10 protein-coding genes and 3 pseudogenes are annotated in these 13,860 nt (G+C 45.7%); 6 read left to right on the top strand and 7 right to left on the bottom strand.

Annotated elements, in window-relative coordinates:
- The first annotated feature begins 402 nt into the window (after positions 1–402).
- On the top strand, positions 403–990 hold the full coding sequence (locus B7E11_RS03950; protein ID WP_080832313.1) for a hypothetical protein: 588 nt from the start codon (positions 403–405) through the stop codon (positions 988–990).
- A gap of 238 nt (positions 991–1,228) precedes the next feature.
- Here the strand turns inward: B7E11_RS03950 and B7E11_RS03945 are convergent, their stop codons facing one another.
- Complete coding sequence (locus tag B7E11_RS03945; protein WP_080832312.1) at positions 1,229–3,496, bottom strand: glycoside hydrolase domain-containing protein; 2,268 nt, start codon at positions 3,494–3,496, stop codon at positions 1,229–1,231.
- A 361-nt stretch (positions 3,497–3,857) separates the two neighbouring features.
- Here B7E11_RS03945 and B7E11_RS03940 point away from each other — a divergent pair, with 361 nt between their 5' ends.
- Positions 3,858–5,159, top strand: a complete 1,302-nt coding sequence (locus B7E11_RS03940; RefSeq protein ID WP_080832311.1) for an IS1380 family transposase — start codon at positions 3,858–3,860, stop codon at positions 5,157–5,159.
- A 172-nt stretch (positions 5,160–5,331) separates the two neighbouring features.
- On the opposite strand, the gene B7E11_RS03935 is transcribed toward B7E11_RS03940, so the two are convergent.
- Positions 5,332–5,871, bottom strand: a complete 540-nt coding sequence (locus tag B7E11_RS03935) for a hypothetical protein (RefSeq protein WP_080832310.1) — start codon at positions 5,869–5,871, stop codon at positions 5,332–5,334.
- Between the two features lie 707 nt (positions 5,872–6,578).
- Here B7E11_RS03935 and B7E11_RS03930 point away from each other — a divergent pair.
- The 3 genes and pseudogenes from B7E11_RS03930 to B7E11_RS03920 all read left to right on the top strand — a co-directional run.
- Positions 6,579–7,136, top strand: coding sequence for a hypothetical protein (locus tag B7E11_RS03930; RefSeq protein ID WP_080832309.1), 558 nt, complete (start codon positions 6,579–6,581; stop codon positions 7,134–7,136).
- 308 nt (positions 7,137–7,444) lie between these two features.
- Positions 7,445–7,723 (top strand): annotated as a pseudogene (locus B7E11_RS03925) (transposase); the annotation flags it as partial.
- Between the two features lie 257 nt (positions 7,724–7,980).
- Positions 7,981–8,610: pseudogene (locus B7E11_RS03920) on the top strand (transposase); the annotation flags it as partial.
- A 137-nt stretch (positions 8,611–8,747) separates the two neighbouring features.
- Here the strand turns inward: B7E11_RS03920 and B7E11_RS30855 are convergent.
- The 4 genes from B7E11_RS30855 to B7E11_RS30850 form a co-directional block, all read right to left on the bottom strand.
- Positions 8,748–8,969 carry a DUF5348 domain-containing protein gene (locus tag B7E11_RS30855; protein WP_176220599.1) on the bottom strand — a complete coding sequence of 74 codons (222 nt, stop codon included), beginning with the start codon at positions 8,967–8,969 and terminating at the stop codon, positions 8,748–8,750.
- 12 nt (positions 8,970–8,981) lie between these two features.
- Positions 8,982–9,785, bottom strand: a complete 804-nt coding sequence (locus B7E11_RS03910; protein WP_080832307.1) for an ExeA family protein — start codon at positions 9,783–9,785, stop codon at positions 8,982–8,984.
- On the bottom strand, positions 9,782–11,164 hold the full coding sequence (locus tag B7E11_RS03905; RefSeq protein ID WP_080832306.1) for a DDE-type integrase/transposase/recombinase: 1,383 nt from the start codon (positions 11,162–11,164) through the stop codon (positions 9,782–9,784). Before B7E11_RS03905 ends, B7E11_RS03910 begins: the two co-directional genes overlap by 4 nt.
- Before the next feature lie 172 nt (positions 11,165–11,336).
- Positions 11,337–11,939 carry a DUF6431 domain-containing protein gene (locus tag B7E11_RS30850; protein WP_420830679.1) on the bottom strand — a complete coding sequence of 201 codons (603 nt, stop codon included), beginning with the start codon at positions 11,937–11,939 and terminating at the stop codon, positions 11,337–11,339.
- Positions 11,940–12,120: 181 nt separating this feature from the next.
- Here B7E11_RS30850 and B7E11_RS03900 point away from each other — a divergent pair.
- Positions 12,121–12,975: pseudogene (locus B7E11_RS03900) on the top strand (IS1380 family transposase); the annotation flags it as partial.
- Between the two features lie 202 nt (positions 12,976–13,177).
- Here B7E11_RS03900 and B7E11_RS28770 read toward each other — a convergent pair.
- A complete protein-coding gene (locus B7E11_RS28770; RefSeq protein WP_139787057.1) occupies positions 13,178–13,801 on the bottom strand; it encodes a hypothetical protein in 624 nt (207 codons plus the stop codon).
- Positions 13,802–13,860 lie beyond the last annotated feature (59 nt).

Below are 13,860 nucleotides of genomic sequence, written 5' to 3'. Positions count from 1 at the left end.
TGGGATTATTTCAAATTATGCATATCCTGGAAGAACAAATCGTGCATATTCCATAAAATGCGCGCGGTGAAGGTAGCCCAGGTATCTCAGACCGCCTCCGTGTGTAACTTCTCCAGTAACTGCGCAATCTTCTCTGCCTGTCCAAAGCCGAACACCCCATTTCCGGATAATTACCCCACCGGAAGCTTAAGCCAAGTTTACTTTGCCGGACGCGATCATCGTGTTTGTTGGTCGTGGCGAAAACATAGCCCTACCTAGCGTATTCGCTGTCTTCTCAGAAGTATGAAAAATCCGGCAAAGCTGTTCCCATAGAAACATTTGAGTAAACTTTCCCCTTGTTAGTTACGTCAAATAAAGGGGATTTTTAAATTAATAATTAATACTAGTAAGGGGCGTTATAGATTGAAAACAATTGATTGGTTCAGGATTTTTAAATCTCATTTCTATAGTCTATATATTCTTCTACTGTTTGTGTTTATTCGTGTCGGTATTTATTTGTTGAATACTTTTCAAGATATTTTTATATTCTGGTTTATATTTTCTCAGGACCTTTTAATTTCCCTACTTAATATTCTTATTGGACTTTTTGTCATAATCACTATATTTCAATTGATATACCCAAATCGTATGAATAACACAATCATTACCTTGTTAATTATCCCCATTTCCTTCGCCATAGCTATCTTAATTTCTTTAGCTTGGAGTCTTGGCGATGAGGAAGTGATTTATCCAATGGAGGGAGGGGAGGTATTTTATGCAGTGGTTAAAAGAAGCAAAACAAATCAACTAGATAATGGATCAATTACCTTCTATAAGAAATATGCAAACTTTCTATATAGAAAGTTAAACACAGAGTCTATAGCACAAGAGAGAGCTATTTCAAGAGAATTAGCGCACGGTTTTCCAACAATTAAACAAGTAGAGCATAATAAATGGATTGTAGAATTTAAAAATGGTACACACCTACCGATTTTAGATAATTACCATTAGTTGCATTTATTTTTAAAAAGCGTAAAACTTTGAATAAAGATAGATAACAATTGCACTAAGGAGCTTTCTTCTTATAAATTGCGGTTATCATGGGATACAACCACCGGGTTGTGCTTCCAGATTGTTTGTCCTAAGAAAAAGTATTGGCCTGTGTTTTACAGCTCGAACATGTAATGCGTAGATACACAGGCCAAGTACAATTTCATTTATGGTGATGGTCTAGGATAGTCCTCCAATATCAGAGTCTTTCTTCAACATACTCACGAAATGCCTGTGCAATATTTTCTCCATCTGACTGTGAATAATTAGGTACATGAAACCTTTCAATGAACTGCCCTCTCATTATATTATAACCCAACGGACCATCATTAATTAAATACTGTGTATGATCTTCAAGTTGCTCCAAACTCCCATAACGTTCAAGATACAACTCATGCCGTTTATTATAGTAATTCAAATTGGTGTAGTATGTTCGAATTGCTTGGTTTATCGGAAGGTTTATGTCGTCATTCATCATTTTCCCGAGATTCCATGCATCTACGTCAGCGAGGAAATCCGCTAAGCTTAGTGTACTCCCTCCTTCTACAGGATGGGCAATTAAGGCCTTAGCTGCAACATAAGAATTTAAATATTCACCATTACGAACAGCTTCGGCGCACTCTCCAGTGAGAGTTATGAGGTCTCCTATCATACTAGTTAGTTCATTAATCAGAGGTTCACCAATTGTATAGGTAAAGGCGTTGCAGGAAGCCAACATGTGTTCACAATCAATTTCGACACCTGAACGGGGATCATATAGTTTTTCAACTGTATTTCCCAGTGTAGCATCTACAAGATCACAGAAATCATTATCGATTGATCCTGCAGCTAATGTCCATATAAATTCATCATATCCCTGTTGCTTTCTTATATATTGCATTACCTTTTGATTTGCATCATATACGTTACCGTTTGTTCTATTAATTGCTAGCTGATAAATCTCATCAATATATCCAAAAAAAATTTGGTTTTCTAGTTCTGGATCGAATGGAAGTTCAGATTCATCTTCTACTGAATCTGCGCACAGATCTCTCCCAGAGTATATATTCTTATCGATTTCGATTTGTCCTGCGTCACTACCAATAGTGATCGTCGCGATTTGGTCTATAGCCCAGTTGAATGGAAGCGGGTAACCTAAATTGCCACTAAAACCTGAAGACATATCACTAACAAAACTTGTAACAGCAAGGCCAAGGTCGGATACACGGCTGCAGACATTCCGCGGTCCATAGATCCCAATTTTGTATTTTCCACCACCTAATTGCATCGTATTATTAAGCGCCCGGAAATATGGAATAATATGGCTCGTCACTTGTCCGTCGAGACAATCAAAATCAACAGCAAAATATATGATAGTATTAGTTTTAAATCCATAACTCATTGCAGCGCTAGTTGCTGTGATAGCATCTTTTGCCCCTTGAAAAGTTGTAAAGTAGTTTACGTCATTACCGGAAGTTTGATAAATTGGAAAAACACGAAGCCCAGCTGCAAAGATGGTTTCCAACTCTCCCGGTTTGATGTTTTTCCAATCTCCAACAAGATACCTTCCGACATAGCGGTAGCCGCTATTATATAGGGTTCGCGCCCGCTCCGGCGTAATGGTTGTTACGCAATCACATGCTGTACCTGGTCGGTTTTTATCACCATAGCTAATAAATAGTGATGCAAATGTTTGTTTTCCTGCAATACCATCGGCCGTCAACTTACAAAACTCTTGGAAGGCCAACACTCGTTGCTTTACAGTTGCATCAAAGATGCCATTAAAGACAATGGGATCAAAATTGTTAAGATACAATCCATATTGCAACAAGTAAACCAATTTCGTCCGAGTGCTACCTTGAGAAACAGTTGGAATTAGAGAAAGGGTTTGCGGTCCCCATACTCCATCAGGTGCCGGATTATTTGTCTCAATTTGCAGTGCATAAATAAGGGCTCTAATTAGATTCTTCGACGTCAATCCGTCACATGGAATTAGCCCCAAATGTGGTCCATACACATGACTGTAATCGTCGTTTAGGTTTTGTTGAATAGTCCGGATATTTGCATCCCCGAGGTTAACAAATGCATCCATGGAGAGAAGTGCCTTAAAAATCATTGGTGTTGTAATTCCATCCGGATTCGATAAACCGGCATCAGATTGTAAATTTGAAATGGCTGTCTTTGTACCGTTACCATAAGTACCTGTAAAACCTGTTGGGTCGTATCCTTTGCAGAACAATGCACCTTGAACAATTTTAACAAGGTTTCCTGATTCAGATGATGTAGAAAGAGTTGGACATGCATTCATTGTCTGTGGCCCGAAACTGCCGTCAACTGGTGAGATTCCTAGTTCGATTTGGAGGGCCATGGTTAAGCCACGGATGGTTCCCCACCCCGTAATACCATCCTCGTCAATAGGAGTAAACCCAGACACCGTTTCATACGTATCGTTTAGCCACTCTTGCACCGCCAGTACCATTTCATCCATTTCAATCATCTCCTCAGATATAATTATAAAATATGTTATATATGCCCAATTATTGGATCTGTGTGGTATGGGGCAAATGAATTTTAATGAGATGTAAATTGGTTTATGTTATTGTCTCGTCATGTTTCGTTCGGTTAAAAACCGTTGGAAGGAAGAGCGCGCACGCTGAACCATCTTCCGTACTCGTGCATTATATCCGCTTTCTCCAAATGCTTGAGCCAACTCTTTTTTACTTGCTCCATATTCTATTAAACCTGAATTACGAAAGTACCACCTCATAAAAACATGAAAAAGTGCCCAGATCTTTGGTAGAATGGTGTTTGCCTAGAACATCACCAACCAAGAGAGGAGCACCCTTAAGGTGAAGTCTACCACAAAAATCGCGTCATTGAAAACGGCATTTTCTATGAGAAATGCAACAAATTTTGCAGGAAGCAAGGTGATCCTCGGATTTCTTGAAAACATCGGTTTGAATCAAGCCCTTCGGAGCCTTGGACTAGCCAAAGCGGCGAATGCCATCTTTCCGACGCATCGCATTCTGCAGATGCTCATCATCGGCTGGATTTTGGGCTGCGAACGTCTCTTTCATTTCAAATCCCTACAAGGTGATGCCTTGATCGCCCAGGCGCTGGGCGGCCGGGTGCCGCATCACACATTGTTAAACAAGGAATTGCTTCGTCTGGGCAAAGCCCACGACCATTTAGCGCCAGCCCTGCGAAACCTGAATGTCGAAATCATTGCACCGCAGCTACCCGACTCCTTGATTCTCGATCTGGATTCGACTGTTGAGACGGTGTACGGCAACCAGCAGGGAGCGGAAGTCGGTTTTAACAGTCAGAAGCGCGGCCGAAAGAGCTATCATCCCCTTCTCGTGTACGAAGGGCAGTCGCGAATGCTAGTGAATGCCGCGCTGCGTCCCGGCAACACGAGCAGTTCGACCGACGTCCTTTCGTTTGCCCGGCAAACGCTGGCGTTGTTGGAATCCCACCACGTACGCTATGCCCGGTTTGACAAAGGCTTTGGCGGAGAAGACTTCTACGCGTTCTGGGAGTCCCGTCAGATCGGCTACGTCGGCAAGCTGAAATGGACAAGTCGTCTCCAGGACCAAGTCAAAACCTGTGCGCATTGGACACGCTTTGTGGACGAGGACTGGATCATTGAAGGCATCGTGCTGGCCTACCAAGCGATCGGTTGGAAGAAGATGCGTCGTGTTGCTGTCATCCGCAAAATGCCGCGTTGGGACGGGGATCAGTCTCAGTTGGAACTGGATTTGCTTTGGCAATACGAAGCCATGGTCACAACGGAGGAATGGGAAGCCATCGATGTGTGGCGGTTCTACAACCAGCGCTGCTGCATGGAGAACTACATCAAGGAAGGCAAGAATGGCTTTGCCATCCACCGCATTCCAACGCAGTCGTTTGCCGCCAATGAAATCGACCTGCTCTTAAAGCTGCTCGCCTATAATCTCTTTGAGCGATTCAAGCATCATTGTTGTGAGCCGATTCACCGATCCTACACCATCCAGCGGTTCCGGCGAACGTTTTTTGTTTGTGCAGGTGTGTTTGTCCAGCATGCCCGCCAAATGACATTGAAACTGAGTACGTCTTTCCAAAACCAGTGGGCATGGCGACGAATGGAGCGAAAAAGTATTTTATTGGAATAAACGATAATCCCAATTTGTGTCTTGGAAATCCCGTTGCCCCTTCATGTGGGGAGGGGGAAAGTAACGGCATTTTTGCTCGCATTCCATTTTGACTGCATATTCTGCCTCCATAATTGGTTGTGAAATCCAAGTTCTGCGTCTTCAAAAGCCTGATTCTATAGGCTTTCGTAATTTAGGTTAAACAGATGATTTTCGCGTGCTGGGTGTTCATTCTCCTCAAGTCTTCGCGCAAATTTCGTAATTCAACAAGCTCTAAATAGGCCTCCTCTGCAGAAGGGCTTGAAGGAAGGACAACGTCCCGAAGGAGTGGCCCATCTTCATCCTCGCTTACTTTTCGATCAAGGGAGTCCCACTGTGCTTTATGGTAACGAACACCGTCAAATTCAATCTCTTTCGAATTTTTTGTTCTATAACTCCGCCAAACGTCGGCTTCTCTCAGTCGAATGAAGCTCATGTACCTGGGAATAAAATCACCCTTCTGACTTTCATAACCCAATGTTGCTTGATATAGAGCCAGTCCAAAATAAGATTCAAAATCCTCAGTAGGTATTGTGAGGCTAGTTCTAGCGGCTCTCCTGCTGGCTCTCATGGCCATAAAGTGAAGAAATGAATAAACTTCAAAGAACAAATCACGAAACTTATCAGGGCTTTTGGTCTGGACGTATTCCATTGCTAGCATGTTCACAGAGTCCTCATTTACCTTGATTCCCATATTTTTTTACCACCCACCCATTTATATGGTAATATATATGTCGTAAGGGAATATGCGTTCGTGACATTGGCGAAAATAAACATGTTGTAAAAAATACGCAACATGTAAGAGGTAAAATTGAACAGTGCTTTGCACTCTTATTCAACTTCACTTTATTTTTACAACTTAAGAGAAAGCAAACGACACGAAACAGGTTCGGAGGCCAGCGTGGACAAATTAACAAATTTTATTAATGAAATTACTAAGCAGTTTTTTTGAAGGGTTAGTTAAGCAACACGAGACCATTACAAGACAATATTGAGGGACGAGTAAAACAGTATGCATCAATTGCTGAAGATGTAAGCAATATTAAAATAGAAATCTTAGAAGATAAAATAGATTCCTCTAGGGATGCATAAATTATGTTTTGATGAGGGAATGTGTTGATCCCTTTAAGTATACCATATTAAAAAATAACAAAATAGGATAATACGCCCAATTGTGAAGCTATTATAGCAGCTGGCAGCGTCATTTAATAGTTTACATCCAAGGCAATTTGAATGCCCAAATTAATTTTGAGCGAATAATTCGATAATTTATTTTCATTTAATGGTTTTTCTCCAATATAACCTCATTACCACAGCTTGTAATTAGATGCTCCTAAGATGCAACTTACTCCCAGATAACAAAGTCTAATTAAAAGGTATAAGTAAAAGGAGGGGTACTTTATGAAACCACGAATAATATGGGCGTCACTTATTGCCCTAACTATTGTTACTGCTGTAATATCCATCTATTTAATAAGTAGTAATAATACTATACAGTCAGCTCCAAATGAAGATTATGCAACCATTGTTCAAAAAGAAGTTCAAACGCAAACGGAAATCGATGAGTTGATTTCGAGCATGGATGATAATCTAACTGTTTTAGTTGGAGATGGTACTGATTTTTTTACAACAGAAATACTTGCGGATACATACTGGCAGGAGTTTATTGAAAATGCTTCATTTGATGAAGAAGATTTAGAAAATGCAATTTCAATAAATCAGATGAAAATCATAAATGATGATCTTCAAAATATAAAGAAACTCATTCATATTGCCAAAGCTAAGCGTGATGTCCAATCAATAGTATATGCTTATTATATTTTGAATGACTTAAACCACTGGGTGTTTAATCCTGAATTAGAGACAGATAAGTACTTCGCAGCAACGGAAACTCTGCAACTATATGATGACAAAAGTATGGTAAACAAAATTAAAACATACATTGGCAAAAACAATTAATAGTTGCGAAGAACCAATTTTCATAATTCTTTTATAAGATTAGAGGGACGGAAATTTAAGAACCCGATTTCCAAAACTGTCTAGACGGTTTTGGGTTCTTTTTTGGTGGTCCAAGAGCGAAAAATGTCTAAGGCAACCTAATAAAGCATGTAGTTTAAGAGGTTGAGTGCCCCTCCCCTTCTGTCAGAATAGTTGTCGTGCCCCCAAAATGAATATATAGTGGGGAGAAACGAGGACGAGGTGGAGAACATTGAATCCCGTAACCAAAGAATTCAAGCAGTGCATAGTACAGCGTATGATGCCTCCATCGCGAGATCAAAGTGAGCATGAAGTATTGGCGGCTAAAGAACCAGGCCAGGGAAAAGCTCCGCAGTGAAGAAGGGTATGCCCTGGCCGTAAGGCGTATGATCGAGCCGGAACCTGTGTTTGGCGATATGAAGAACAACCGAGGCTTTAAAAGGTTCCTGCTTCGAGGCTTACCCAAAGTAAGTCTGGAGGTCGGGGGGCTTTCGCTTGCCCACAATCTGCTCAATAAAGCAGTGGTGGACGCCAAAAACGAAGGAGCTAAGCGACAACAGGCCGCTTAGCTCCTTCGTTTATTCCGAATGCCGTCCTATTTTGCTGCTGAAGGTGTCCCAGAGTTTACTTTTGGGACACCCTCTTTTAAGTTAAACATGAAATCGGAAAGTAACCTCGTCAAAAAGTGAAAGATCCAGGCCGTGACAGGTTTTTTCCGTCATAAGAAGTTGCTAATTTTTTCGCAAAATAAACAGGACACTGCATGCCTCTTGTCAAAGGTTAAACCACCACAGAATAACCGACGAGAGGGAGTGTCCTTAGCAACATGGTACCACAAGCAACGAACCATGCGCCAGAACAAAAAACACGCCGCGAACGCCGAATGGAAATTCTTGCGGAGCGTCGCCGAATCAAACAGATCGTGAAGAAGTTGAGACCGGTCACGTTCGACAACAACACCGTCACGGAAGCCGGTAACTTCCAGTTCCTCGCTCGATTCAAGGAACTCATCGGTCTGGATGCCCTGATTGAAGATCACTTCCATCTGGAGCAGAAAGCCAACTGTGTCTACCCGGCCTCTAAGCTTGTCGATCATTTGCTGGACTGCGCGCTGCTCGGCCACACGCGTTTTTCGCATATGAATGCCCTGCAGTCGGACCCAGGTTACCAGATCGTTACCGGTATCGACCGCTTTCCTGACGAAAGCACCTTCCGCGGCTTCTTGAGCAAGCTCTCCTGGAGCCACTTGATTCAGCTTGTCGCCTTAAACCGGGATTTGCTGGCTCGCCATGCTCGGATGGGTGAAAAGCGTCTGGTCTGGATCGACATCGACGATACAGTCATCACGCTATTCGGTGAACAAGAAGGCGCAACAAACGGCTACAATCCGCGTTACCACGGACGCCCCTCGTACAAAATCCGGGTTGCCTTCATCGCCGGAAGCGGCGAGCTCATCCTGTCATCAGCCACTTTAATTGACGGTAGATTCGGAACCGCCAATGACGGTGGCTTTTTGCTTTCCTCACCGCCGTTTCGGAGACAATTATATTTCGCCTTTGTTTGTCGGCGTAAAAAAACTGCTCCGAAGAGCAGTTAGAACAGCGGTCGGACGCGGTACTTGGCATGTCGGTGGAGCCAGAACTTCGAATTTCCAAACTTCACGTACCAGTCCGTATCGAGCTCAAGGTTGGATGGCAAGAAGTGCTTTCCTACTTGAATCATCACGGCATCACCACAACGTAGCGAGCAAAGCAACTCTTCTCCATCGTACACGTTCCAACGCTCGGTATCTCCATGAAATCGTATCTCATTCATATTTGTCATCCCTCACTGTTCCTTAAATTCAGCTAGGATCCTCGTCACATGGACGGTATCAATCATTTTGTCTTTTCGCAGCACTGCATCCAGAAGCGCAGCGGTGCAGACGTTATTTATCTCTCGGCATATCCCCCGAGCATGCGCGTATATGGCGTCCATCGCTTCTGTCGTAAACACCGGCCCTGTCCTTCCGGCAACCTCCAAATGGTGGGAGATGTAATCGCGGCACTCCTCGAGCGACAAGCCTTCCAAATGAAAACGCACGTTCATCCGCTGTGTAATCGGCTTGAAGATTCTCAGTTGCAACGTGGCCTGTAGTTCCGGCTGTCCAATGAGCAGCAGGGCAAGCGGCGAAATCGAGTCCATACGAAAATTCGTCAAAAAGCGTATTTCTTGCAGCATGTCTCCTGAAAGCAGGTGCGCTTCATCCACGACAATAACGGCGACCTTCTGCTGGTTCTCGTACAAATCCCATACGAGGTGCTGGAATTGCCGTTTGGCTTCGCTGCGCAGAAACTTGGGCGGCAAGCCGAAGTGGTGGAGGAGTTCACGGTAAAAGTCCCTTGGTTTCAGATTCGCATCCGACAGATAGATAAACCGGTACTTGTTCGGATCCAGTTGGTCTTTCAAGTAGCGAACGGCTGTCGACTTGCCGCAGCCAATTTCACCGGTGACGCAGCCAATCGAGCGAGTCATCACCATATACTGCATCCGTGCTACACATTCTTCGAATCGCTTGGAGCGGTGCAGATGCCGTGTTTCAATCTCCCGGGTGAACGGAACGCGCTCCCACCCGAAGAAACCACGAATCATGAGCGATTCACCTCTTTCATCGCTCGCGAAAGCGCAGCGCCTTGCGCTTCGCGGGTCTGCCGTTTCTGTTCTTCCACCAATAATTCCACATAGTTGAGGCCCGTCTTCGGCGGTTGCATGACGGCCTTCGGTTCATCCTGCTTCGGCCGGTTTTTCGGATCGCGGAGCTTCATTGGCTTCGCGTCTTCATAGCGCTGGCCGTCCTTCCACACCTGGATGACGGACAGGTCGTGCGGATCGAATCGCACCTGAATCTTCGAGCCGGCAAGCTCTGTCTGGACCTCGAATATCGTGCCCAGCAGCGAGATGCATCCCGTTTTGTCCACTTTGCGGGATTCCTCCAGCAAGAATACTTCTATGAGTTCATGCGGCGGCAACATGCGAATCGGGTGGTCGTCTTTTTGGTATCGGTCGACTGGGCGCTGCTTAAAGCTGTTGTGGACTTTCTGGTGGTAAGCAATCTCAAGCCACGCCGAGAAGAATCGATTCAAATCGTTAAGCGTCTGGATCTTCCCTTGTTCAATCAGGTCGTATGCCTCCGGCACAAAGCTCTGGTCGACAAATCGGAAGAACTTTTCTTGCTTCCCGCGTCCCATAGGACGTCCGGGGCGAGTATGCTTAAGCTCTGCCCCCAGTCGCCCGCAAATCCGCTCAAAATGGTGTGAAGAATAGATGGCGCCGTTATCGACATAGATCATTTCCGGCACTCCGTTCTTTAAAATCGCCTTCTTCAGGCAATCCTCCAGCCGGGCCACACGTTCCTCGAAATAGAACTGGCCATGCACAACGAAGCGAGAGTAATCGTCAATGAAAATAACCAGATAGGCCATGACCTTCTTGCCGGGCTTGTCCGGATGCGGAAGGTAAAGGGTATGCTGCACATCGCCTTGCCACATGCTATTTCGGTGCGTGGCTTCAAACCGGCGAAAGTGGCTCCACCCCGTATTCAGTAACGCTTTGCGCGTGACGCCGCGGCGGCGAAGCTGCTTGCTAAGCGTGCTTTCTTTCAGGGTGCCGGGGGCCACGAATGCCGCCAGTTCCAGAATCGCAATAATCTGCCTGACGCTTCGGCCGGGTTGCTCCTGCTTTAAGGCAATCGCTTTGGCAAGCACATCCTCGGGGATTTCCCTGGTCGTGAGTTTGTCTGCTCGGACGGAGGGCAACAGCGCCTCCCATCCGCCTTCGCGATACGCTTTTAAATATCGCTCAAGCGTTCGTAGACTAATTCTCCTTCGCTGTCCCGACGACGTTTCATACTCATGGCTTACAATTTCGCGCATCAACGCCATCTGTTCTCCGGGATCCAATTTGCGGCTAACCAGTGATGCAATTAAGCCATAACGGAAGTTGGCTTCTTGCTGCCTTGCTTGCTCATCCATGCTAAATCTCCTCTCCCTGTGGTCTATGAGAGTATCGCATAGACGCTAGAAGCCAGGGAGGGCGCATATTTTGTGGGATCAGGAGGGCAACTTGCCGTCCAGGCGATTTTTAAAGCAATTTTGGAGGCGATTTTCGTTTGCCTTGCTCCTTGGCGGTGGATGCTGAAGGGATTTATAAGCGTGATGCTACAGGTAACCTCGCATTTAGAAACGTCCAATAGCCCCGTCTGGATGCGCCAGCGGGGATGAATCGGGGTAACAGTTTGTCCAGCCAATCCAATGTATCCATTGGCGTTGGGTTCATCATGGTGGGGTAAAGGTGGAGCATATCCGTGTCGTCCCCCTGGGCTACGAGTTTCCCAGCAACCCATAGTGCTGCATCCGCTGCGCGGCGCAGATGTCTTGCCCACCAGCGTTTCAACGTACGGCGGCTATAACGCACGGCAGGAGTTGTTGTGCTTTCTGTCGTCTGCCGCCAAGAGAATCCCTTGTGCTTGCGCTTTAATGCCGCTTCTCGCACCCAAGTCGCATACCGGGCCCATGGAATCAGGAACTCCGGCAGGAGGGAGATTGTTATTCTACAGGTAGGACAATATCGACGGTAGATCGGGATCTGGATGACCTCATGCTTCGTCACAATTCCTCGCCAATAACGACCGTGTTTATGGAGAAGCCGACCGCAGTTTTCACAGCAGAGCTGGACGTCAGGAGATTGATTTCCGAATGTGCGTAAATAAGCCTTGCAAGAAAGGCCGAAATAAAGTATTTTTGACATGATGAAGTGAATGCTCCCGGGGATCCTCGCCAAAGGTTCGGGAGCATTTTCCTTTTTAATCGACAATAGCCTAATCCACCGTCATTGTACAGAAGGGATTAGGCTATTGTCGGCTGTTTATTCGGTTTGGCTCCGCCACACCGAATGGCGAATTCATGCCTTTTTCCCGCCATAAAGTCAGGCGGCGAACATCATCCACTTGCAAGTGAATCCCGGCAACACGAACGGCATGAAGGATCTGCTCTCGTTCGTTAAAGAAATCGAGGCGATGCTGCCGCCGGAATGGATCATCGAAGGCATCCGGGCCGACTGCGGCTTTGCCGATGACACTGTCATGGCGTACGCTGAAGAACGTGGGTGGCAGTACATCTTCAAACTGCCGAAGAAGGCCACTGTGAAGAAGGCCATTTCTTACCTTCAGCAGCATCCTGCGTTCTGGGAAACGCTGGCGGAAAAACAAGAGGACATCACGTTTGCGACCGAAGACGATCGTTGGGCTGCTGCCGACATCCCGATTCTCCTCACCAACTGGGAGAAAGCACGGCGCTGCGTCATCTACCGGGAAGCCCACGAAACCGAGCGTACGACCGATGACCAATTGACGATGGCGCTTACGACCTATTCCTTCCAAGCCATCGTCACGAATGCCGAACTCAAGCCTTTGCCGCTGCTTCGCTCGTACAACAAGCGGGCCAACATCGAGAATCGCATCGATGAATTGAAAGAAGGTTATGCGGTGGAGCAGAACAGCCAGCATTCCCTGCTCCGGAACTTGCTGTTCAGCTGGATCAAAGCCATCGCCTACAACGTGATGGTCTGGTTCAAACAGACGCTGATGCCGGAATCGCTCAACCGGTGCGAAGTCCAAACGATTCGCCGGACGGTGATCCGGGTGCCCGCCAATGTGGTCGGTTCCGGCCGATACCAGCATATCCGGCTTGCGCCGAATCCGACGCTCGCTGGCATCGTCGACACCATGCAACACAAGCTTAGAGCGTTGGCTGAACGGTTCATACTCGTTCAGCCAGTGGCATGACGGATCGATTCATCGCCTCAACATGACGAAATTGGAACCTGTAAAATCAGGGTCTTCTTTGGGTTTGCCCAAAAGCGATTAGCACTCCCGTCTGAAAGCAAGAAGATTCGAAATCCAGTCCCAAAACCCGCATCGAAACGGGGATTCCGCGGACAATGACGGGTTATCCACAGGCTTGAGTTATCCACATTCCGATTTCATGTTAAAACGTATTAATAGAATACTGGTGAGGGTATTTTGTATAATCAATATCTGCATACCAGTCACCCACAAATTCAGTATAAATATTGCCGACTTTTTTACCCCAAACCCGGATAAATCGTTGATTGTTGGGAATGCTGGCGTTAAAATCGCCTCTAGAATAACCGTATCCAGGAGCAAAGACAATTTGTTCGTTCAAATTAATTACTTGGCTCCCGGTTCCTGCGCCGGTATAACAAGTAACACTACTTCGTAGACTGTATACGGAACCAAATGCTCCGTTAAGCGGCATCGAACAGTAGGCGGAACCGTAAGTCTTGCAATTAAAGTAGTTCAGTCTGTAGCAAGTAACTGTAGTCGTCCCTTCACCGGGTCGGCTAAACGAAACTTGATAGCCATAGTCGGTATTGACAGGATAAGCTCGAGCTTCTCTCCATACACCGTCAGTTCCGAATGTATGGAAACGAGGAGCAGTCCCATTCAAATCGAGAAACAAAAGGTGACCTTTACGAACCGGTACATTGAATCCACCCGCTTGGCCTGGAACCGAAGCTACATATTGCGTTAGCCGAACTTCCTCAGTATCTCCAAGAATACTCCCGGGATTAAAAACATAAACCCACATTTTGCAACACCTCGGTATTTAATTTATTGTAGTTACGGTGACGCGCCCCCGTTCTTACA

Source organism: Cohnella massiliensis (assembly GCF_900169535.1).
Taxonomy (GTDB): Bacteria; Bacillota; Bacilli; order Paenibacillales; family Paenibacillaceae; genus Cohnella; species Cohnella algarum.
Note: the sequence above shows the minus strand (reverse complement) of the source record. Positions and strands in the feature narration are given on the sequence as shown.